Genomic DNA, 22,303 nt, shown 5'->3' on the forward strand with positions numbered 1-22,303 from the left:
AGATAAAGCGAGCAAATGAATGTTTGTTCGCTTTTCTTTGAAAAAGAGAAGAATAACTAAAATTTGTACTCAGAAGTGACATGAATATATGCTATAATGAATAGAGAATAAAACAAAATATAAAGAGGTTTTGAAATGACAAAATTGTATGGAAGCTTAGAGGCTGGTGGTACAAAATTTGTTTGTGCAGTTGGTGGCGACAATTTTGAAGTGGTTGAGAAAACGCAATTTCCAACGACTACACCGATTGAAACATTGGATAAAACAATTGCATTTTTCTCACGCTTTGAGAATTTGACGGGATTGGCAATTGGTTCTTTTGGACCGATTGATATTGATCCAAATTCAAAAACATATGGTTTTATTACAACTACACCCAAGCCACACTGGGCAAATGTTGATATTGTTGGTGCTTTGCGGCGTGCATTGAATGTGCCGATTTTCTTTACGACAGATGTTAATAGCTCTGCGTACGGTGAAATAGTAGCACGAAACAATGCTGGTGGTCGTATTGAAAATTTGGTTTATTATACGATTGGAACAGGTATTGGTGCTGGTGCTATTCAACGTGGTGAATTTGTTGGTGGAACAGGTCATCCTGAGATGGGGCATTATTATGTTGCGAAACACCCGATGGATGTAGAGAAAGAATTTAATGGTGTTTGTCCATTCCATAATGGTTGTTTGGAGGGATTGGCTGCTGGGCCTAGTTTAGAGGCTCGTACTGGCATTCGAGGAGAAAATATAGAACTCAACAGCTCTGTCTGGGATATTCAAGCTTATTACATTGCGCAAGCAGCGATTCAAGCGACAGTGACTTTCCGTCCTGATGTGGTTGTCTTTGGTGGAGGGGTCATGGCGCAACAACATATGCTGGATCGAGTTCGTGAAAAATTCACTGTTCTTTTGAATGGTTATCTGCCAGTACCTGATGTGCGTGACTATATTGTGACACCAGCTGTTGCTGGAAATGGCTCAGCAACACTTGGAAATTTTGTCTTAGCTAAAAAAGTCAGTGAAAAAGTCAAAGGATAATTAAGTGAATTGAGAGCAAGTAAAAGGATATTGAATGAACTTGCTCTTTTCTTATGAGGAGGAAAATGATTAAACCAATTGTAAAAGATCTATTATTTTTACAACAGAAAGCGCAATTAGCGACCGAAAAAGATATCGAACTTGGGCAGGATTTATTAGATACTTTAAAAGCAAATCAAGATAGGTGTGTCGGAATGGCGGCCAATATGATTGGGGTGCAAAAACGAGCGATTATTTTTATGTATGGTATGGTGCCTGTTATTATGTTCAATCCTATTTTGAAAAGGAAGTCCTCTCCTTATCAAGCAGAAGAATCGTGTTTATCACTTTCGGGAAGTTGCTTGATGACTCGTTATAAGGAAATTATGGTTGAATATTTGGACCAGAATTGGCAAAAACAAACGCTAACTTTGAAAGATTTTCCAGCACAAATTTGCCAGCATGAATTGGATCACTTGGAAGGTATTTTGATATAGAAAAATGTGTAATATATGCTATGTCAGAAAAAATCGACTAATAGTGAAGAAATGCTAGAATTTTGTAAGTTTTGTCGAATGAATCTTGATGAACAATGTTTATAGTTTAAAAAAGCGTCGGGAATGGTTGATTTGTGATGCAAAAAGTGGATTTGCTGGAAATGAAGTCTGGGGAATATGCTTAGCTAAATGAGTTATTATCTGCGATGATAGTTTTAATAAAATAATAGTGGAATCAAAAATTTAAATTTTAAGGAGGATTTGTCATGTCAAAGAGTCTTATAGATACGGTTCAATTCCGTCATGGTGCTCAGCTTTCTAGTCGTTTGGTTATGCCACCAATGCTAACCTTTAGTGGTTTGAAAGGTGGTTTCGTTTCTGATGATACCTTGCGCTATTATCATGCTCGTTCGCAGGCGGCTGGATTATTGATTGCTGAATACCATTATGTGAGTGAGTCAGGTGGACCTTGCTCTAGACCAGGTTATCCTGAACAATTAGGGATTTACTCCGATGAACATCTAGAGGGAGCTAAAAAGATTGCGGCAGCCTTGCAGAAAAATGGTAACAAAGCTATTTTACAGATTCATCATGGTGGGCGCGAGGCTTCTGGTCGCGCTGTTAAAGGTGAGGAGGTTTTGGCACCCAGTGCTCTTGATTTTTCATTTTTGTCTTATCCAGTTCGTGAAATGACGAATGCTGAGATTGAAGGAATTATTAAAGATTTTGGACGTGCCACTAAGCGTGCTATTGAGGCTGGTTTTTCAGGAGTGGAAATTCATGGTGCAAATCATTATCTCTTGCAGCAATTTTTTTCAAGTTTCTCAAATGTGCGTGAGGATAAATGGGGCGGTTCTTTAGAAAAACGTATGGCTTTTCCTCTTGCGCTCGTAAAAGAAGTGAAACGAGTAGTGGAAAAATATGCACCAAAAGATTTTATCGTAGGCTATCGGATCAGTCCTGAAGAAATTCACGAAGATGAGGTCGGTTATAGTTATAGAGAAGCCCAAGCCTTGATTCGAGAGGTCATCAAATATGAGTTGGATTACATTCATCTGTCGCTCTGGGAAGGATATGCGTCAAAACCTGTTGGCTCTGATCGGACTTATGCTGAGCATTTTAAATCCATTCTAGATAATCAAACTAAGCTAATTATTGTTGGTGGTGTCTTTAGTGAGGAAGATGCGCAGGATGCGATTGCACAGACTCCGACTGATTTGATTGCAGTTGGTCGCGGAACATTGATTGATCCGTTGTTTGGGCAAAAGATAAAAGAAGGTCGTGGTGATGAAATTGTACACCAAATTAGTCCAGAACAACTAGAGCAAACCGCCTGGACATCTGGTTTGCGTGAAGCCTTTACTCGTGAGGATTCTTTAGGTTTACCAGAGTTGCCAGGACATGATAGTATCACAGAGCTTCATACTGGAAAATATGACAGTGCTGAAAAGTAAACGTCTTATATAAAAAATAGGGATAGCTGGCTGAATTTTTGGTCAGCTATTTTATTTTAATAAAATAGTTCTCATAGAAACTTATTACTTGACATTCATTTGAATTATAGTAAAATAGTTCTCATGAAAACTAACTGGTTCTCTAGAGAACTATTTGAAAGGAAATCAAATGGAAAAACCATTATTGGAATTCAAGCGATTTGGACGGAAGACACATCTGATGATTCAAAAAATTGCCAAAGAGCGAGGGATTGAATTTATGGCGGGTCCACAAGGGCAAGTATTGCATTTTGTGAATCATCGAGAAGATTGTGGCAAGATGACCTTTATTAAAGATATTGAGCAGGAGTTGGGAATTACCAAGTCAGTTGCTAGTAATTTAATGAAGCGAATGGTTAGAAATGGCTTGATTTATCTGGAAGTGAGTGAAGCAGATAAACGAGCTAAGATTATTCGTTTGACATCGGAATCAAAAGAGCGCATGAATAAAATTCGGGATTTCTTTGATGAGATGGATCGCTGCTTATTGACTGGCATTTCAGAAGAAGATTTGGTGACTTTTTTTCAAATAATGGGGCGATTTTACCAGAATATTGAAAAATTAGAAAAAGGAGAAGCGAATGGTTAAATTGTTTAAACGTTTAACTGTCAAAGAAGTAGAGATGATTATCATCAGTATCTTATTTACTTGTTTGGCAGTTTATTTGGACTTAGAGGTTCCAACCTATATTTCAAAAATTACGGAACTCCTACAGACGAGAGGAACAGTTATTTCTGATTTGTGGAATCCGGGCTTGAAAATGATTGGATTGTCATTTGCTAGTTTTCTCAGTGCTGTGGTAGTTGGTTTTATTGCGGCTAGATTGGCAGCTAGCTTTACAACGAGCTTGCGCTCAGATATTTTCAATCGTGTACTGGATTATTCAAATGCTGAGATTAAGAGATTTTCTATTCCAAGTCTTTTAACGCGGACAACCAATGATCTTACGCAAATTCAGCTTATGATTACTATGGGCTTGCAAGTCGTGACTCGTGGGCCGATTATGGCGATTTGGGCGATTACAAAAATCATTGGGAAATCAGAATACTGGCTGTGGGCAGTTATTGTCGCAGTTATTGTGAATATGATTATGACGACAGTTTTGATGACGTTGGCCTTTCCAAAGCAATCTGTTATTCAACGGTTGACTGATAAGTTAAATAGTATTACGCGTGAAAGTCTAACAGGGATTCGTGTTGTTCGAGCTTACAATGCTGAAGACTATCAAGATGATAAATTTGCAGGGGCAAATGATGAAGTGACTCGGTTGAATCTCTTTGTTAGTCGGCTCATGGCTATTTTAAATCCGATTATGATGGGGATTTCGAGTGGTTTGACCTTGGCAATATACTGGATTGGTGCTTACTTGATTCAAGATGCAGCTTTACCAGGACGTTTGCCAATCTTTAGCGACATGGTTGTCTTTATGTCCTATGCTATGCAGGTTGTAATGGGCTTCATGCTCATGGCTGCTCTGTTTATCGTTCTTCCTCGTACCTTGGTGTCTGCGGGACGGATTAATGAGGTACTTGATTTGCATTCAACGATTGAATCTCCAATGCAACCCAAAACAGCTAAAGATGTCAAAGGTGAAGTGGTATTTGACAATGTTTCTTTCCGCTATACTAAAAACTCTGAGGCTGTCATTGAACATGTTAGCTTTACAGCTAAAGCGGGCGAAACGGTAGCTTTCATCGGATCAACTGGTTCTGGGAAATCAACCCTAATTAGTTTAATTCCTCGTTTCTATGATGTGACAGAAGGAAGAATTTTAGTAGATGGCGTGAATGTAAAAGATTATCAGTTGGAAGATTTGCATAATAAAATTGGCTACATTCCACAAAAAGCTGTTCTCTTTTCTGGTGATATAAAGAGTAATTTAGATTTTGGACAAAGCAATGAAAGTCCATTGGATGATGAAAAAATGTGGTCTGCGTTGGACTTGGCACAAGCGAAATCATTTGTTGAAGAAAAAGAAGATGGTCTGCACTCAGAGGTCGCACAAAGCGGAACCAATTTCTCTGGTGGTCAAAAGCAGCGGCTGGCGATTGCGCGTGCACTTGCTAGGAAACCTGAAATTCTGATTTTTGACGATTCATTTTCAGCACTGGACTATAAGACAGACCGTATTTTGCGAGAAGAATTGGCGAAAAAAGTGAAAGCTACAACCAGATTGATCGTAGCTCAGCGGATTTCAACGATCATGGATGCCGATCAGATCTTGGTGTTGGATAAAGGGAAAGTTGTTGGACAAGGAACTCACAAAGAGCTGCTAGCGACAAACGAAGTTTATCAAGAAATTGCTTACTCACAATTATCAAAGGAGGAATTGGAAAATGGAAAATAAAAAATCATCTTTATTTAGCCAAGTGAAACCCTATATCAAAGGATTCCAGTTTCCATTGCTCGTTGCATTTGTGGGAGCAATGCTATCTAGTGTTATCACGGTTTATGGTCCGGTCAAATTAAAAGAAATTACCAACCTTATCACAGAAGGAATGACAAGCCAAATTGATCTGAAAGCTATTTCTAATATTGCTCTTTTCTTAGCGATTTTATATGGAGTGGGTGCTTTATTAAATTATATGCAATCCTTCATCATCTCTTCAGTGATTCAGCATTTTTCAAAGCGTTTGCGGACAGCCATTGCGGAGAAAATCAATAAATTACCCTTGCGGTATTTTGATAGTCATTCGCAAGGGGACACTCTTTCACGAGTCACTAATGACGTGGATACTGTTGGACAATCTCTGAACCAAAGTTTAGGCACAGTGATTTCATCAAGTTTGCTTCTTATTGCTGTTCTCTTTATGATGTTTTATAACAACGTGGTTCTATCCTTTGTAACGATTGGATCGGTTTTGATTGGTTTTGTCTTTGTTGCGTTGATTATGGGCAAATCACAACGGTTTTTCCGCGCACAACAAGAGAATCTTGCTAGTGTCAATGGATATGTGGAAGAGATGTATTCTGGTCACAATGTCATTGTCAGCTATAATGCTACCGAGGAATCAAAAAAAGCCTTTCAAATGCTTAATACGAATCTTTATAGTAGTATGTGGAAGTCCCAATTTATTTCTGGAATTATGATGCCGTTAATGATATTTACAGGGAACTTTGGTTATGTGATGGTCGTATTGGTTGGAGCGAGCATGGCATTGAATGGTGATGTCACGATGGGGACGATTGTTGCCTTTATGGTATATGTACGGACTTTTTCTCAACCATTGTCCCAAATTGCACAAGGGATTACCACTCTTCAACAAGCTAGTGCTGCTATGGGGCGTGTATTTGAGTTTTTAGCAGAACCGGAAATGGAAAATGATGAGCACAAGTCTCAACAGCTCACAACTTTAAAGGGTGATGTTACCTTTGATAATGTATTCTTTGGCTACAATCCGGATCGAACAATTATTCATGATTTTTCTGCCGAGGCCAAAGCCGGCCAAAAGATTGCTATTGTTGGTCCGACCGGTGCTGGGAAAACGACGATTGTCAATCTGTTGATGAAATTTTATGAAATTGAGAAAGGGCGGATTACTATTGATGGTATTGATACCAAGCAAATGAAACGCTCTGAAGTGCATGATGCTTTCTCAATGGTCCTTCAAGACACTTGGTTATTTGAGGGAACGATTAAAGAAAATTTGATTTACAATCAGAAGAATATTTCTGATGAAGCGGTTGTGGCAGCGACTAAAGCTGTCGGGGTTCATCACTTTATCAAGACTTTGCCAAAAGGATACGATACAGTGTTGGATGACACAGTCAGTCTTTCTGTTGGGCAAAAGCAATTGCTGACTATCGCGCGTGCACTTCTTAAGGATGCTCCCTTACTTATCTTGGATGAAGCGACTTCATCTGTTGATACGCGGACAGAAGAATTGATCCAAAAAGCGATGGATAAGTTGATGGAAGGAAGGACTTCTTTCGTCATTGCTCACCGCTTGTCAACCATTCGTAATGCTGATTTGATTCTCGTTATGCGAGATGGCAATATCATTGAACAAGGTAATCATGATCAATTGATGGAAGAAAATGGCTTCTATGCTGATCTTTACAATAGTCAATTCGATGAAGATGTAGAGTATGTGTAAAGGAAATGACAAACGATAAATTACAATAGGGACTCTTTCTAGTCAAACTTTGACCGGAAAGAGTTTTTTGTTATTAAATTTTTGAAAAAAGTATAATCTTTATATATAAAAGACTAGACATTTAACAAAAACTGTGCTATACTAATTTCAATGATAGGTAATTTGTTAATAAAAACTTACCTCATAAACAAGATTTTAAGGAGAAATTTCATGATAAAAGCGTTAATTATCTGTGCAGCAGGAATGTCTTCCTCTCTTATGGCAAAAAAGACAACTGAATACCTTCAAGGTCAAGGACAAGATATTACTGTTGAAGCAATTGGAGCAACAGAGGGAAATAAAGTAATTGAATCTGCCGCATTTGATCTTTATTTAATTAGTCCTCAAACAAGAATGTATTTTAAACAATTTGCTGACCTCGGAGAAAAAGTTGGACGTCCAGTTGTTCAAATTCCACCTCAAGCCTATGTTCCAATCCCAACAGGAGTCACAGCTCTGGCTAAAGTAGTCACAGACAATCTATAAAGAGGATGTTATGAATACAGAAGAATTACAAGTAGCAGCATTTGAAATCATTCTTCATAGTGGAACTGCGCGTGCAACAGTACACGAAGCATTTGCAGCGATGCGACTTGGTCACTACGATGAAGCTTCTCAAAAATTGGAAGCCGCGAATACAGAGTTGGTTGAAGCACATCACGCACAGACGAAATTGTTGCAAGATTACGCAAGTGGCGTTGAGATTAAGATTGAGATCATCATGGTTCATGCACAGGATCATTTGATGACAACAATGACATTACGTGAAGTGGCATTAGAGATGCTTGAATTATATAAAAAGTTAGAAGAAAAATAATTTATTTATAAACCTCCTAAGAATAAACTTATAGTGTTTGTGTGAATTAGTTACATGTTATAGGTTTATTTTTTATCTTTTATTTAGCATAAACTCCCCAAGGTATCGGAACTCTTGGGGAGTTTTGTCACATTTAATCTTCAAAACCGTTTTTGTCAGACAACTCTTTAAAGAAATAACCTGATTTTTTAATGGTTCGTTTTCCTTTCTTATCAAGGTCAACGGCAATGAGACCATAGCGATTTTTGTAGGCATTGCACCAGGACCAATTGTCCATACAAGTCCAAAGATGATAGCCGATGCAGTTAGCTCCTTCTTCAATGGCTTGGTGTAGGTAACGGAGGTGATCTTTGATGAAGTCAATACGGTAGTCGTCCTCAATTTGACCATTGGCGTTGATATAGCGCTCCTCACCTTCAACGCCCATGCCGTTTTCTGAGATATAGCAAGGAAGATTTCCATAGTTATCACGGACATTCATCATAATGTCGTAGATTCCTTTTTCATAGATTTCCCAACCGCGATAAGGGTTCATTTTTTTACCTGGCATATCGTAGTAGTCAAAGAAATCATCTGGCATAGGATTTTGCGGGTCTTTATCAGCAGGGTTTTCCTTTGCTTTAACTCGGCGTGGCTGGTAATAATTGACACCAAGCAAGTCAATGGTATTTTCTTTAATGGTCTGCAAATCTTCAGCTGTGTATTCTGGAATCATATCCAATTCTTTAATGATAGCAATCAAATCAGCAGGGTATTCGCCTTTGATGGCAGGATCTAAGAAAGAGCGATTAAAGAAAGCATCTGCAATTTGAGCAGCTTTGACGTCTTCAGGATTATTCTCATCACGCGGATAGCTTGGGGTTAAGTTGAGGATAATCCCAATTTTACCATCTTGCTTTTCGTGATAGGCTTTGACAGCTAAGCTGCTGGCGAGCATTTCGTGAAAAGCCACCTGTACAGCGTGTTTCATGTTGACTTCATTTGGATAATGGAAATTGTAGAGGTAACCACCTTCGACAGGGACAATAGGTTCATTATGAGTGAACCAGTATTTGACGCGATCACCAAATAGGTCAAAGCAGGTTTTTGCAAAGTTTACATAAGCATCAACCGTTTCCCGATTAAGCCAACCACCTTTTGCTTGTAGTGCCATTGGCATGTCAAAATGGTATAAGTTAATAAATGGTTCAATTCCATTTGTAATCAGTTCATCAATGAATGAATTGTAAAAATCTACAGCTTTTGGATTAACAGCACCAACGCCTTCTGGGATTAGACGACTCCATTGGATAGAAGTGCGGAAAGAATTGTGTCCAGTTGCTTTCATTAGTTGCACATCTTCTTTGTAATACTGATAATTATAGGAAGCTTTATCAGGTCCAATATGGTTGAAGAATTTTTCAGGTTCTTTGTTGTACCAATAGTCCCAGATATTCTCTCCTTTTCCATCGCCGTCAAATCGACCTTCTGTTTGCAGTCCACTGGAAGCAGTTCCCCAAAAGAAGCCTTTTGGAAATGTTAAAAATGTCATATATTTTCTCCTTTTTAAAAATAGTCTACAATATAATACTATACTTTTTTCGAAAAAAGTCAATCTTTTATATAAAAAGTATAGACATTTTATAAAAAATATAGTATAGTTAGAGTATCAAAAAAGAAAAAGAGGGAAGATTGATGAACAAGTTTCTAGATCAAATCGGTGATAAGTTGTTGCCATTGGCAAACAAACTCGCTTCCAATCGTTATTTGGCTGTTTTGCGGGATGCCTTTATGCTCTCCTTTCCATTAACGATGTTTGGCTCAATTGTAGTCGTATTTAACAATTTGCCGTTTTTCAATGATGCAACGAAAGCTACTTTGTCTAATCTATTTGGCAGTGGACAAAATGCAACAATGTCAATTATGACAGTTTTTGTAACGTTTGGTATTGGCTATTATTTGTCTAAGAGTTATGAAGTTGAAGGGATTTTTGGTGGAGCTATTTCCTTTTCTAGTTTTCTTCTTTTGACACCTTTTTATACCATGCCAGAAAAAGGTGAAAAAATTTCAGGCGTCTTGAGTTTAGACCGTTTATGGGCAAAAGGGATGTTCCTTGGAATGCTGGTTGCATTTTTTGCAGCGGAAATCTACTGCTAGGCAACGAAAAAAGGTTGGCAGATTAAAAAGCCAGACAGCGTTCCGCCTGCAGTAGCCAAGTCGTTTGCGGCTTTGATTCCTGCCGTATTGACTCTTTCCATATTCTTGTTTGTCAATGCTGGTTTGACAGGATTTTTCAATGCAAATCTTCATGATATTATTTATAAGGTTATTCAAACGCCGCTGGTTGGCTTGGGAAGTAGTATCTGGGCAACTTTAGTGGCAATCTTCTTTGTTCAATTTTTATGGTTCTTTGGACTTCATGGACAAATTCTTGTTAATTCTGTCATGGATCCAATTTGGAATACATTGATGTTGGATAACTTAGAGGCTTATCAGGCTGGCAAGCATTTGCCACACATTATTTCCAAATCATTTATGGAAACATTTACTGTTGGTTTAGGTGGTTCTGGGATGACGCTAGCTGTAGTTATCATTATGGCTTTTATTCTGAAAAAGAAAATGTATAAGGACGTTGGACGACTTGCTCTTGGAGCGGGGCTATTCAATGTCAATGAACCAGTTATCTTTGGCTTGCCAATCGTTTTGAATGCGACTATTCTGATTCCATGGGTTTTAGCACCGATTGTTGTGACTGCGTTTAACTATATTGTGATGGCAGTAGGAATTGTTCCAGCTCCAACAGGAGTGGCAGTTCCTTGGACGGTGCCCGTATTCTTTAGCGGAATGCTAGCAACCAATTCCATTTTAGGTGGTGTCCTTCAGTTAGTGGATATGGTGATTGTTGGATTTATCTGGTATCCATTCCTTCGTATGCTGGACAAACAACCTGATTCTGTATTATAATGAGATGAATGACAGATTTGCAGGAGCTATCATATGCCTAAATACGAAGAAATAGCAAATATACTTCGAGATAGAATCGCAAATGGAGTCTACCCAGTAGACTCCATGTTGCCTATTCAGTCTGAATTATCAAAAGAGTTCGGTGTTAGCCGAATGACTATAAAAAAAGCTGTTGAGATTCTAACCATTGAGGGATTGATTTTTTCCAAACAAGGAAATGGAACAAGAGTGTTAAATTCCTCTTTTTGGGATAAAGAAGATTCAAAATTTCGCTTGAATAATTACAATGGGTTGAGTCAAGATTTCAAAAATGATGACCGAAAATTAACGAGCCAGATTATTCAGTTTGCAGTTGAATTCCCAGAAGCCGAGATTGCAGAGCGCCTGCAAGTGGAAGTGACGACGCCAGTTTATAAAATCATACGTTTGCGTCTGCTTGATGAGAAGCCCTATGTGTTGGAACACACTTATATGCCGTGTGATTTGGTGCCAGGATTGGATGAGAGTATTTTACTTCAGTCTATCTATGCTTATTTATGGGATGAATTAAACTTAAAATTTGCCGGAAGTTATCGCCATATCACAGCTGAAAAGCCAGATGAATATGATAAAATGTATCTGGACTGTCAAAATGACGATCCACTTTTGCAGGTTGAACAAGTTGTTTATCTCGAAAATGGGCGTCCGATTGAGTACTCGAGAAGCCGCAATCGCTTTGACACGAGAGGGTATTCGCTTTTAGATGTTAAAAATATTTAAGTTGTTTATACAATATTAAAGGAGGAAATGATGTCAGAACCATTATTTTTACAATCTGTTATGCAGGAAAAAATCTGGGGTGGAACGAAGCTACGAGATGAATTCAGCTATAAAATTCCCAGTGATAAAGTAGGCGAATACTGGGCGATTTCGGCTCATCCACACGGAGTATCTACTATAAAAAACGGTCGATTTGCAGGACAAGGATTGGATAAAGTCTATGCTGAGCACCGTGAATTGTTTGGCAATAGCAACGAGCCTGTTTTTCCACTTTTAACCAAAATTTTGGATGCCAATGATTGGCTTAGTGTTCAAGTTCATCCAGATGACCATTATGCTATGGAGCACGAAGGAGAATTAGGAAAGACCGAGTGCTGGTATGTGATTGCGGCAGATGAAGGAGCAGAAATCATCTATGGACACAGTGCTCAGTCACGAGAAGAGTTGCGCCAGCAGATTGAAAAGAAAGAATGGGAGAAGCTCTTAACCAAGGTGCCAGTCAAGGCTGGGGACTTCTTCTATGTTCCAAGTGGCACCATGCACGCCATTGGCTCAGGTATCTTGATTTTAGAAACGCAACAGTCCAGTGATACTACCTATCGTGTTTATGATTTCGACCGAAAAGACGCTCAAGGCAATTTGCGCGAGCTTCATCTAGAAAAATCCATTGATGTACTCAATATCGGTGCGCCGGCCAATAGTCGACCAGTTACTGTGAAAGCAGATGATTTGCAATCAACCCTTTTGGTTGCCAGTGATTTCTTTGCCGTTTACAAATGGGAAGTGTCAGGGAAAGTTGCGATTGAGAAAACAGCTCCTTATTTATTGGTGAGTGTGTTGGCAGGACAAGGGATGTTGACAGTAGATGAGAAAGCTTATCCGATTGCAAAAGGAGACCATTTCATTTTACCAAGCGATCTGGAGGCTTGGACTTTTGAGGGACAAGATCTTGAAATGATTGTCAGTCATCCTTAATAACTTTTATATAGAAAATCAGAGGTTGGGAAAAAGTCCGCAACCTCTTTAAAAGTATAAGTCTAAAGCATCATGATGTAGTGGTTCATTAGTTTACTCATTTTTACAGATGATTTCAAAGGAATTATAGTAGTCTATTTTATTCTCTTATTTATGCAGAAATTATCAGTTATATTAAAAAATGATGTCATTTTCAGAAAACATTGATACTATTTCAGAAAAGCGTTATAATGGCTGATATTGAAAAATTTAGGAGAAAAATATGTTTTCCAAGTTGAAAAATATTTTTATTGGTCGACCTTTGAAATCAAGCAATGAGGGAGAAGAAGAAAACCTATTAACAAAGTTGCAAGCTCTAGCTATGTTATCAAGTGATGCTCTGTCTTCGATTGCTTATGGTCCTGAACAAGTTGTTTTAGTGTTGGTATCTGTATCTGCTGGTGCGATTTGGTGGTCGTTACCAATTGGTATTGTGGTGCTGATTTTATTGGCTAGTTTGACTATTTCATATCGTCAGGGGATTCATGCCTATCCACAAGGTGGTGGGGCTTATATGGTTACAACGGAAAATCTTTCACCAAAAGCTGGTCTGATTTCAGGTGGTAGTTTGCTGGTTGATTATATGTTGACAGTAGCAGTATCCGTTTCGTCTGGGGCAGATGCGATTACGTCAGCAATTCCTGCTTTGCATCCTTATAATTTGCATATTTCTATTATTTTAGTGCTGGTTTTAATGTTGATGAATCTACGTGGTTTGCGGGAATCTGCAGTTTCTCTTATGATTCCAGTGTATTTGTTTATCGCAAGTACTGTTTTCTTGATTGGCTTTGGCTTATTGCAATTATTGCTGGGAAATTTATCCTATCATGCAACGGCTCCTATCGGAAAATCCATCTCAGGTGTTAGCTTAGTGCTTCTGTTACGTGCTTTTACGAGCGGTTCAGCCTCTTTGACAGGTGTGGAAGCTATTTCAAATTCTGTCCCATTTTTCAAAACACCAAAAGCTGAAAATGCGGCAAAAACTTTGGCAATTATGGCAGCGATTCTTGGGTTTATGTTTGCTGGCATTACCTTTTTAAATTATTGGATTGGAATTGTTCCGATAAAGGGTGTTACGACGCTTGCTCAAATGGCACAAGCTATTTTGGGAAATTCACCTATTGGGCGGCTTCTCTTTTATATTTTCCAACTGTCAACAGCACTCATTCTTGCTGTAGCAGCTAATACAGGCTTTTCGGCCTTTCCTATGCTATCTTACAATATGGCAAAAAATAAATATATGCCACATATGTATATGGAGAAAGGTGCTCGCCTTGGTTATTCAAATGGGATTTTGACCTTGGCCATTGGTGCAATTTTTCTTTTGTTGATTTTCAATGGAAATACTGAGCGGCTCATTCCACTTTATACGATTGGTGTATTTGTACCTTTTGCGCTTTCTCAAACAGGAATGGTCGTACATTGGCGCAAACAGCATGGAAAACATTTCTTAAAATATTCTGTAACAAATATTCTGGGTGCAGCGATTTGTTACACGATTGTGGCGATTTTGTTGCTTTTCCGTTTGCGAGATATCTGGCCATTCTTCCCAATTATTATTATTTTGCTTTGGATTTTCTTAACAATCAAAAATCATTATAACAAAGTTGCTAAACAATTGCGTTTAAATGAAAAAATTGAACGCGTGGACTATGCAGGAAATCTGGTTTTGGTCCTTGTTGGGAATGTTACGCGTGTTAGTGCCGGTGCGATGAATTATGCTTGTAGTATTGGTGATGAAGTGATTGCTATGCACGTATCTACTAAAGAAACACAAGAAAAAGATGAGGAAGTAGCAAGTGAATTTAAACACTATTTTTCAGATATCCAATTTGTCAATGTAGAAACAAGTTACCGTAATATCATCAGACCAACAGTACAGTATGTGACAAAAGTCGCTCGTAATGCGCAGAAGAAAGGTTATACCGTAACGGTATTAGTGCCACAGTTCATTCCAAATCATAGCTGGCAAAATATGCTGCACAATCAAATGAGCTTGAAATTGAAATATTTTCTCAGATGGCATGAAAATGTTGTTGTAGCTAGTTATTCTTATCACTTAAAAGAGTAAGGACATAGAACGGTAGTTTTGAATGGAACTGCCGTTTTTATCCTTTTATTTTCTTGAAAGATATAGTGAAAAATGCTATAATGAAAAGAACATTTTAAAATAAGAATTATTACAAGTAAGGAAAGAAATGGCGAATATTTTAAGAACAATTATCGAAAATGATAAAGGCGAATTAAGAAGATTAGAAAAAATGGCGAAGAAAGTCATGGCTTATGAAGATGAAATGGCTGCTTTGTCAGATGAGGCTTTGAAAGCAAAGACAGATGAATTTAAGTTGCGGTATCAAAATGGTGAGTCATTAGATGATTTGCTTTATGAGGCCTTTGCAGTTGTTCGTGAAGGCGCAAAACGTGTGTTGGGCCTCTTCCCTTACCCCGTACAGATTATGGGCGGGATTGTCTTACACCATGGAGATGTACCAGAAATGCGCACAGGGGAAGGAAAGACTTTGACTGCGACCATGCCGGTTTATCTGAATGCTTTGTCTGGTGAAGGTGTACACGTTGTCACAGTAAATGAGTACCTGACAGAACGTGACGCAACTGAAATGGGTGAATTGTACTCTTGGTTGGGACTTTCTGTTGGTATTAACCTTGCCGCAAAGTCATCAGCAGAAAAGAAAGAAGCCTACGCTTGTGATATTACCTATTCAACGAATGCAGAGATTGGGTTTGATTATTTGCGCGACAATATGGTAGTGCGTGCTGAAAATATGGTGCAACGTCCACTTAACTACGCTTTGGTTGATGAAGTGGACTCCATTTTGATTGATGAAGCTCGTACCCCTTTAATTGTGTCCGGACCAACTTCGTCTGATACAAATCAGCTTTATCATATGGCAGATAGCTTTGTAAAATCATTAAACAAAGATGATTATATTATTGATGTTCAGTCTAAGACTATTGGACTTTCTGATTCGGGGATTGATAAGGCAGAAAGTTATTTCAAACTAGAAAACCTGTATGACATTGAAAATGTAGCACTGACTCACTTTGTTGACAATGCTCTTCGTGCAAATTATATTATGCTGTTGGACATTGACTATGTGGTTAGTGAAGAACAGGAAATTTTGATTGTTGACCAATTTACAGGTCGGACAATGGAAGGTCGCCGCTATTCTGATGGACTCCACCAAGCAATTGAAGCTAAAGAAGGTGTACCAATTCAAGATGAAACGAAGACCTCAGCTTCTATCACTTACCAAAATCTGTTCCGTATGTATAAGAAATTGTCAGGAATGACGGGAACGGCCAAGACAGAAGAAGAAGAATTCCGCGAAACTTATAATATTCGAGTGATTCCGATTCCTACAAACCGTCCGGTGGCTCGTATTGATCACCCAGACCTTCTTTATCCAAGTATTGAATCAAAATTTAAAGCAGTTGTCCAAGATGTGAAAGCTCGTCATGAAAAAGGGCAACCTGTACTTGTGGGGACGGTTGCTGTTGAAACGAGTGATTATATTTCTAAAAAATTAGTCGAAGCTGGAGTTCCTCATGAAGTATTGAATGCGAAAAATCACTATAAAGAAGCGCAAATCATTATGAATGCTGGTCAGCGAGGTGCTGTAACGATTGCAACCAATATGGCTGGTCGTGGTACGGATATTAAACTTGGTGAAGGCGTTCGCGAGTTAGGTGGGCTTTGTGTCATTGGTACAGAACGTCATGAAAGTCGTCGTATCGATAATCAGCTTCGTGGTCGTTCCGGACGTCAGGGAGATCCAGGGGAATCGCAATTTTATCTGTCACTTGAAGATGAGCTCATGCGTCGTTTTGGTTCAGAGCGGATTAAAGCAGTTATGGAACGCTTCAAAATGAGTGAAGAAGAGTCGGTTATCAAATCCAAAATGTTTACTCGTCAAGTGGAAGGAGCCCAAAAGCGTGTTGAAGGGAACAATTACGATACACGTAAACAAGTCCTTCAATATGATGATGTCATGCGTGAGCAACGTGAGATTATCTATGCACAACGTTATGATGTCATTACGGCTGATCGTGATTTAGCACCGGAAATTCACGCTATGATGAAGCGGACTATTAATCGTTTTGTAGATGGCAATAGTCGTGCCGAACAGCAAGAAAAAATCGAAGCTATTGTGAATTTTGCTAAATATAATCTGGTGCCCGAAGATTCTATCAACATATCAGACTTAATCGATTTATCAGATGATGAAATAAAGGAAAACTTGTATCAACGAGCACTGGAAGTATATGACAATCAGGTCGCAAAATTGCGAGATGAAGAATCAGTCAGAGAATTCCAAAAAGTTTTGATTCTGCGTGTAGTGGACAATAAATGGACTGACCATATTGATGCTTTAGATCAATTACGTAATGCTGTTGGACTCCGAGGTTATGCACAAAACAATCCGGTTGTTGAATATCAAGCAGAAAGTTTCCGCATGTTTAATGATATGATTGGTTCGATTGAGTTTGATGTTACACGGCTGATGATGAAAGCTCAAATTCATGAGCAAGAGCGTCCACGGACGGAACACCATATCAGTACAACGGCAACACGTAATATTGCAGCACAAAAATCTGGCTTACCTAGTGATATCGATTTGACAAAAGTGAAGCGCAATGACTTATGTCCATGTGGTTCTGGTAAGAAGTTTAAAAATTGTCATGGGCGCCATAGATAAGTAGTGTATAGGGGGAGATTATGACATTTAAAGCAACTAGTCAGCCAATTGACGTAGCAAAAGTTCGCAATCTATCGAAATTAAAAGGAGATGCTTTAGCCAAAAAAGAAGCACGAGATCGGGAACTAAATGCAATTATTCGCGGAGAAGATGACCGCATTCTGCTAGTCATTGGTCCGTGTTCTTCTGACAATGAAGCGGCTGTTCTAGAATATGCAAAACGTTTATCTGCCCTTCAAGAAGAGGTAAAAGACCATATTTTTATGGTGATGCGTGTGTATACGGCAAAACCTCGTACCAATGGTGACGGCTATAAAGGCTTGATTCATCAACCAAATGCGAAAGCAGCCCCAAGTTTAATCAACGGCATTAAAGCAGTACGCAATTTGCACTATCGTGTGATTACAGAAACAGGAATGACGACTGCTGATGAAATGTTGTATCCGGAAAATCTTCCTTTGGTAGATGATTTGATTTCTTACATGGCTGTTGGAGCGCGTTCTGTGGAAGATCAGCAACACCGTTTTGTAGCTAGTGGAGCTGACGTTGCGACTGGTTTAAAAAACCCCACTTCTGGAAATCTTAATGTTATGTTTAATGGGATTTATGCAGCCCAAAACAAACAAAGTTTCTTGTTTGCTGGTAAGGAAGTAGAAACTTCAGGTAATCCCTTAGCGCATGCTATTTTGCGCGGTGGTCTTGATGAATACGGAAAGAACATCCCAAATTATTACTATGATAATTTACTAGATACGATTGCTCAATATGAAAAAATGGGCTTAGAAAATCCTTTTATCATCATTGATACCAACCATGATAATTCTGGAAAACAGTATTTAGAACAGGTACGAATTGTCCGTCAAACTTTAATCAACCGTGATTGGAATGAGAAAATCAAAAAAGTTGTACGCGGCTTTATGATCGAGTCTTACTTAGAAGATGGCCGTCAAAATGAGCCTGAGGTGTTCGGAAAATCCATCACAGACCCTTGTTTGGGTTGGGATAATACAGTCAGATTAGTCAAGGAAATTTACACTACCCTATCTAAAAATGAAAAATAAAAAGGATGGAGTTGAGACTAGTCTCAACTCTTTTTAAAAAGATGATTAAAGGACATGGTATTGATATAGAGGAAATTTCTTCTATTCAAAAAGTTTATGAAAAAAATGCTCGCTTTGCTAGGAAAGTTTTGACAGCCGCAGAATTTGACCGATTTGAAAAACTGACTGGTAAGCGAAAAATGGAATATTTGGCGGGGCGTTGGTCTGCTAAAGAGGCTTTTTCTAAAGCGTGGGGGACTGGTATCGGCTGTGTCACTTTTCAGGATTTAGAAATTTTAAACGATGAAAAGGGAGCGCCTATTTTTAGCAAATCACCTTTTTCTGGCAAGGTCTGGGTGTCACTCAGCCACACAGATAATGTCGTCACAGCTAGTGTTATTTTGGAGGAACATCATGAAAACGAGTAATCATCGGCCTACTAAGGCTATTGTGGATTTGGCTGCTATTCAATTTAATATTAAACAAATTGCAGCGCATATTCCAGACAATGTAGAAAAATGGGCTGTTGTCAAGGCAGACGCCTATGGTCACGGTGCAGTTGCTGTTACGCAATCTATTGAGCCAATTGTGGATGGCTTTTGTGTTTCCAATATTGATGAAGCGGTAGAGCTGAGAGAAGCTGCTATTTTAAAAAAAATTCTGGTTCTGGGAGTATCAACTATCCAGTCTGTTCCATTGGCAATTAAATATAAGATTACTTATACGGTGGCTAGTTTAGAATGGATTGATTTACTCTTGAAGTCAGACATAGACCTAACTGGACTGGTTGTTCATATAAAAATTGATTCTGGAATGGGGCGGATTGGTTTTCGAAATAGCCAAGACGCTCAAGAAGCGATTCATCGTTTGGAAAAGGCAGGTGCTCAGGTCGAAGGAATTTTCACCCATTTTGCGACAGCTGATGAAGCAGATACGCAAAAATTTGAGGCACAGTTAGCACGTTTTAAAGAAATTTTAGGGCAGTTAGAAACTATTCCACCGATTGTTCATGCTAGTAATTCGGCAACGACTCTATGGCATAGTGAGACGATTATGAATGCAATCCGTTTGGGCGATGTCATTTATGGGCTTAATCCAAGTGGAACTGTTTTGGAGCTGCCTTATGACATCAAACCAGCTCTTTCATTGGTTTCAGAATTGGTTCACGTCAAGCAATTAGAAGTAGGGGCAGATGTAGGGTACGGAGCTACTTACACTAGCGATAGCCCACAGTTCATTGGAACGATTCCACTGGGCTATGCTGATGGCTGGACGCGAGATATGCAAGGCTTTAATGTTTTAGTTGACGGGAATCCTTGTCCCATTGTTGGACGCGTATCTATGGATCAGATTACTGTTCGTTTACCTCAGTTTTATCCTATTGGAACGTCAGTTGTCCTTATCGGTGAAAGTGGTAAAGAAGCTATTTCTGCAACAGATGTGGCAGAAAAACAGGAAACCATCAATTACGAAGTGGTTTGTTTGATCAGCGACCGCGTCCCTAGAGTTTACAAAGAATGAGTTGAAATCTAAAAGTAGTCGGAAACAATCCAAAGAGCTATTGGAGGGTGTCTGTTTTAGCCTGCTTTTATAAATTCTTAAGAAACAGAACTGAAAGAGGAATTATGAATTTACACCAACCTTTAACGGTTCTGCCGGGTGTAGGACCGAAATCTGCTGAAAAGTTTACTAGGCTGGGAATTGAAAACCTACAGGATTTACTACTCTATTTTCCATTTCGCTATGAAGATTTTAAAAGTAAGAATGTGTTAGAACTGGAAGATGGTGAAAAGGCGGTTATCTCAGGACTTGTCGTTACGCCAGTCAATGTGCAGTATTATGGCTATAAACGTAATCGTCTACGTTTTACTATAAAACAAGGCGAAGTGGTGCTTGCAGTCAATTTTTTTAACCAACCCTATCTGGCAGACAAAGTGGAGGTTGGTTCAACCATTTCTATTTTCGGGAAATGGGATAAAGCAAAAGCGAGTCTGACAGGTATGAAAATTTTAGCACAAGTGGAGGATGACTTACAGCCTGTCTATCGAGTGGCACAAGGGATTAGTCAAGCTAGTTTGGTGAAAGTCATTAAGACAGCTTTTGACCAAGGCTTAGAACTTCTGTTGGAAGAAAATCTGCCTCAAATTCTGCTGGAGCGCTATCAGTTAGTGGAACGCAGTCAGGCCGTACGAGCAATGCATTTTCCAAAAGACTTAACAGAATACAAACAAGCCTTGCGTCGGGTCAAGTTTGAAGAGCTTTTTTACTTTCAAATGCAGTTACAGGTCCTAAAGAGCGAAAGCAAGAATGCGAGTCAAGGGTTAGCTATTCCTTGGCGAGATGATTTATTAGAAAAAAAGCTGACACTGCTACCTTTTGAATTGACAGCTGCCCAGAAGCGGAGTCTTGATGAAATTCTACAAGATATGCAAGCACCAACCCACATGAACCGGCTTTTGCAAGGAGATGTCGGTAGTGGAAAGACGGTGGTTGCGGGTCTAGCCATGTATGCTACCTATACAGCTGGTTTGCAATCTGCTCTTATGGTACCGACTGAAATTTTGGCAGAGCAACATTTTGATAGCTTGAGCCAACTTTTTCCTGAACTACGGATAATTCTGTTGACAGGAGGAATGAAGCCGACAGAACGCAGACAAGCACTAGAAGCGATTGAGGCTGGTCAGGTAGATATGATTGTCGGTACTCATGCTTTGATTCAAGAAAGTGTGACATATCACCAGCTTGGTCTGGTGATTATTGATGAACAGCACCGCTTTGGAGTGGGACAGAGACGAATTTTGCGAGAAAAAGGAAATAATCCTGATGTGCTCATGATGACTGCAACACCGATTCCGAGGACACTTGCGATCACTGCCTTTGGCGATATGGATGTGTCGGTTATTGATCAAATGCCAGCGGGGCGTAAGCCGATTATCACTCGCTGGGTCAAGCACGAGCAGCTGAATGTGGTTCTCAATTGGTTGGAGAAAGAGCTGCAACGAGGTGCTCAGGTCTATGTCATCTCTCCTTTGATTGAGGAGTCGGAAGCGCTGGATCTGAAAAATGCTATTGCTTTGGAAGAGGAATTAAAGGCTTATTTCGGTGACAAAGCACAAGTAGCTCTGCTACATGGTAAAATGAAGAGCGAAGAAAAAGATACTATTATGCAGGATTTTAAGAAAGGAAAAATTGACATTCTGGTTTCCACGACTGTTATTGAAGTCGGTGTCAATGTCCCCAATGCTACGGTCATGCTAATCATGGATGCGGATCGATTTGGGCTCAGTCAGCTCCACCAGTTACGTGGTCGGGTAGGACGTGGAGACAAGCAATCTTATGCGGTTCTCGTGGCTAATCCTAAGACAGAATCCGGCAAGAAACGCATGAAAATCATGACGGAAACGACTAACGGTTTCGTCTTGGCTGAGGAAGATTTGAAAATGCGTGGCTCTGGTGAAATCTTCGGCACGCGTCAATCAGGGATTCCAGAGTTTCAAGTGGCGGATATTGTAGAAGATTATCCAATTTTAGAAGAAGCCAGAAAAGTCGCTAGTCAAATTGTGTCCATTTCTGATTGGAGAACGCATGCAGACTGGCATATCGTAGCTCTTCATTTGGATACGCAGGACTACTTGGATTAGAAGATGAAACGAAAAAGAGGCTGGAACAAAATCCAGCCTCAAAGCATACTGTGTAATAAAGCAACGACGAAGTAACTAATTACGCAAAACACTGCGTCGTTGCAGATAAAACTTGAAAGTAAGTCACTTTTCGTTTGCTTTTCAAGCTTGAAAAAGTGCTGTTGACAAAAACTTTGTTTTCTTCATTCATTACCTCAATAGTCCAGGAGACAGTTGAGCAGCTTTGTAGG

The 22,303-nt window shown here is 39.3% G+C and carries 17 protein-coding genes and 1 pseudogene; 17 read left to right on the top strand and 1 reads right to left on the bottom strand.

Annotation, left to right across the window (positions count from 1 at the left end; genetic code table 11):
• The first annotated feature begins 135 nt into the window (after positions 1-135).
• The 8 genes from scrK (at position 136) to HMPREF2963_RS03890 (ending at position 7,958) form a co-directional block, all read left to right on the top strand.
• Entirely contained in the window at positions 136-1,035 is a 900-nt protein-coding gene (gene scrK, locus HMPREF2963_RS03855; protein ID WP_003074417.1) for a fructokinase ScrK, read from the top strand.
• A gap of 65 nt (positions 1,036-1,100) precedes the next feature.
• Positions 1,101-1,511 (top strand): peptide deformylase, encoded by a 411-nt coding sequence (locus HMPREF2963_RS03860; protein ID WP_070668806.1) that lies wholly within the window; start codon positions 1,101-1,103, stop codon positions 1,509-1,511.
• Between the two features lie 266 nt (positions 1,512-1,777).
• Positions 1,778-2,965 (top strand): NADH-dependent flavin oxidoreductase, encoded by a 1,188-nt coding sequence (locus tag HMPREF2963_RS03865; RefSeq protein WP_070668809.1) that lies wholly within the window; start codon positions 1,778-1,780, stop codon positions 2,963-2,965.
• Between the two features lie 169 nt (positions 2,966-3,134).
• Complete coding sequence (locus HMPREF2963_RS03870; RefSeq protein WP_006268244.1) at positions 3,135-3,593, top strand: MarR family winged helix-turn-helix transcriptional regulator; 459 nt, start codon at positions 3,135-3,137, stop codon at positions 3,591-3,593.
• Complete coding sequence (locus tag HMPREF2963_RS03875; RefSeq protein ID WP_070668812.1) at positions 3,586-5,352, top strand: ABC transporter ATP-binding protein; 1,767 nt, start codon at positions 3,586-3,588, stop codon at positions 5,350-5,352. Before HMPREF2963_RS03870 ends, HMPREF2963_RS03875 begins: the two co-directional genes overlap by 8 nt.
• Positions 5,342-7,102 carry an ABC transporter ATP-binding protein gene (locus tag HMPREF2963_RS03880; protein ID WP_070668815.1) on the top strand — a complete coding sequence of 587 codons (1,761 nt, stop codon included), beginning with the start codon at positions 5,342-5,344 and terminating at the stop codon, positions 7,100-7,102. Before HMPREF2963_RS03875 ends, HMPREF2963_RS03880 begins: the two co-directional genes overlap by 11 nt.
• A gap of 210 nt (positions 7,103-7,312) precedes the next feature.
• Positions 7,313-7,627 (top strand): PTS cellobiose transporter subunit IIB, encoded by a 315-nt coding sequence (locus tag HMPREF2963_RS03885; RefSeq protein ID WP_070668822.1) that lies wholly within the window; start codon positions 7,313-7,315, stop codon positions 7,625-7,627.
• Between the two features lie 10 nt (positions 7,628-7,637).
• A complete protein-coding gene (locus HMPREF2963_RS03890) occupies positions 7,638-7,958 on the top strand; it encodes a PTS cellobiose transporter subunit IIA (protein WP_021002019.1) in 321 nt (106 codons plus the stop codon).
• A 133-nt stretch (positions 7,959-8,091) separates the two neighbouring features.
• Here HMPREF2963_RS03890 and HMPREF2963_RS03895 read toward each other — a convergent pair whose 3' ends face one another.
• On the bottom strand, positions 8,092-9,489 hold the full coding sequence (locus HMPREF2963_RS03895) for a glycoside hydrolase family 1 protein (RefSeq protein WP_070668824.1): 1,398 nt from the start codon (positions 9,487-9,489) through the stop codon (positions 8,092-8,094).
• A gap of 143 nt (positions 9,490-9,632) precedes the next feature.
• Between HMPREF2963_RS03895 and celB the strand changes: the two are divergent.
• From celB to recG, 9 genes and pseudogenes are all read left to right on the top strand, one after another.
• Positions 9,633-10,901: pseudogene (gene celB, locus HMPREF2963_RS03900) on the top strand (PTS cellobiose transporter subunit IIC).
• A gap of 33 nt (positions 10,902-10,934) precedes the next feature.
• A complete protein-coding gene (locus tag HMPREF2963_RS03905) occupies positions 10,935-11,660 on the top strand; it encodes a GntR family transcriptional regulator (protein WP_003070533.1) in 726 nt (241 codons plus the stop codon).
• Between the two features lie 30 nt (positions 11,661-11,690).
• Positions 11,691-12,635, top strand: a complete 945-nt coding sequence (manA, locus tag HMPREF2963_RS03910) for a mannose-6-phosphate isomerase, class I (protein WP_070668827.1) — start codon at positions 11,691-11,693, stop codon at positions 12,633-12,635.
• A gap of 262 nt (positions 12,636-12,897) precedes the next feature.
• A complete protein-coding gene (locus HMPREF2963_RS03915; protein ID WP_070668829.1) occupies positions 12,898-14,745 on the top strand; it encodes an APC family permease in 1,848 nt (615 codons plus the stop codon).
• Positions 14,746-14,872: 127 nt separating this feature from the next.
• Entirely contained in the window at positions 14,873-17,392 is a 2,520-nt protein-coding gene (gene secA / locus HMPREF2963_RS03920; RefSeq protein WP_006267982.1) for a preprotein translocase subunit SecA, read from the top strand.
• A 20-nt stretch (positions 17,393-17,412) separates the two neighbouring features.
• Positions 17,413-18,453, top strand: coding sequence for a 3-deoxy-7-phosphoheptulonate synthase (locus tag HMPREF2963_RS03925; RefSeq protein ID WP_070668832.1), 1,041 nt, complete (start codon positions 17,413-17,415; stop codon positions 18,451-18,453).
• A gap of 41 nt (positions 18,454-18,494) precedes the next feature.
• Positions 18,495-18,860, top strand: a complete 366-nt coding sequence (gene acpS / locus HMPREF2963_RS03930; RefSeq protein WP_037565938.1) for a holo-ACP synthase — start codon at positions 18,495-18,497, stop codon at positions 18,858-18,860.
• A complete protein-coding gene (alr, locus tag HMPREF2963_RS03935) occupies positions 18,847-19,953 on the top strand; it encodes an alanine racemase (protein ID WP_070668835.1) in 1,107 nt (368 codons plus the stop codon). Before acpS ends, alr begins: the two co-directional genes overlap by 14 nt.
• A gap of 104 nt (positions 19,954-20,057) precedes the next feature.
• Positions 20,058-22,073, top strand: coding sequence for an ATP-dependent DNA helicase RecG (recG, locus tag HMPREF2963_RS03940; protein WP_070668839.1), 2,016 nt, complete (start codon positions 20,058-20,060; stop codon positions 22,071-22,073).
• Positions 22,074-22,303: the final 230 nt, after the last annotated feature.

This window comes from Streptococcus sp. HMSC067A03 (genome assembly GCF_001814295.1).
GTDB classification, from domain to species: domain Bacteria; phylum Bacillota; class Bacilli; order Lactobacillales; family Streptococcaceae; genus Streptococcus; species Streptococcus constellatus.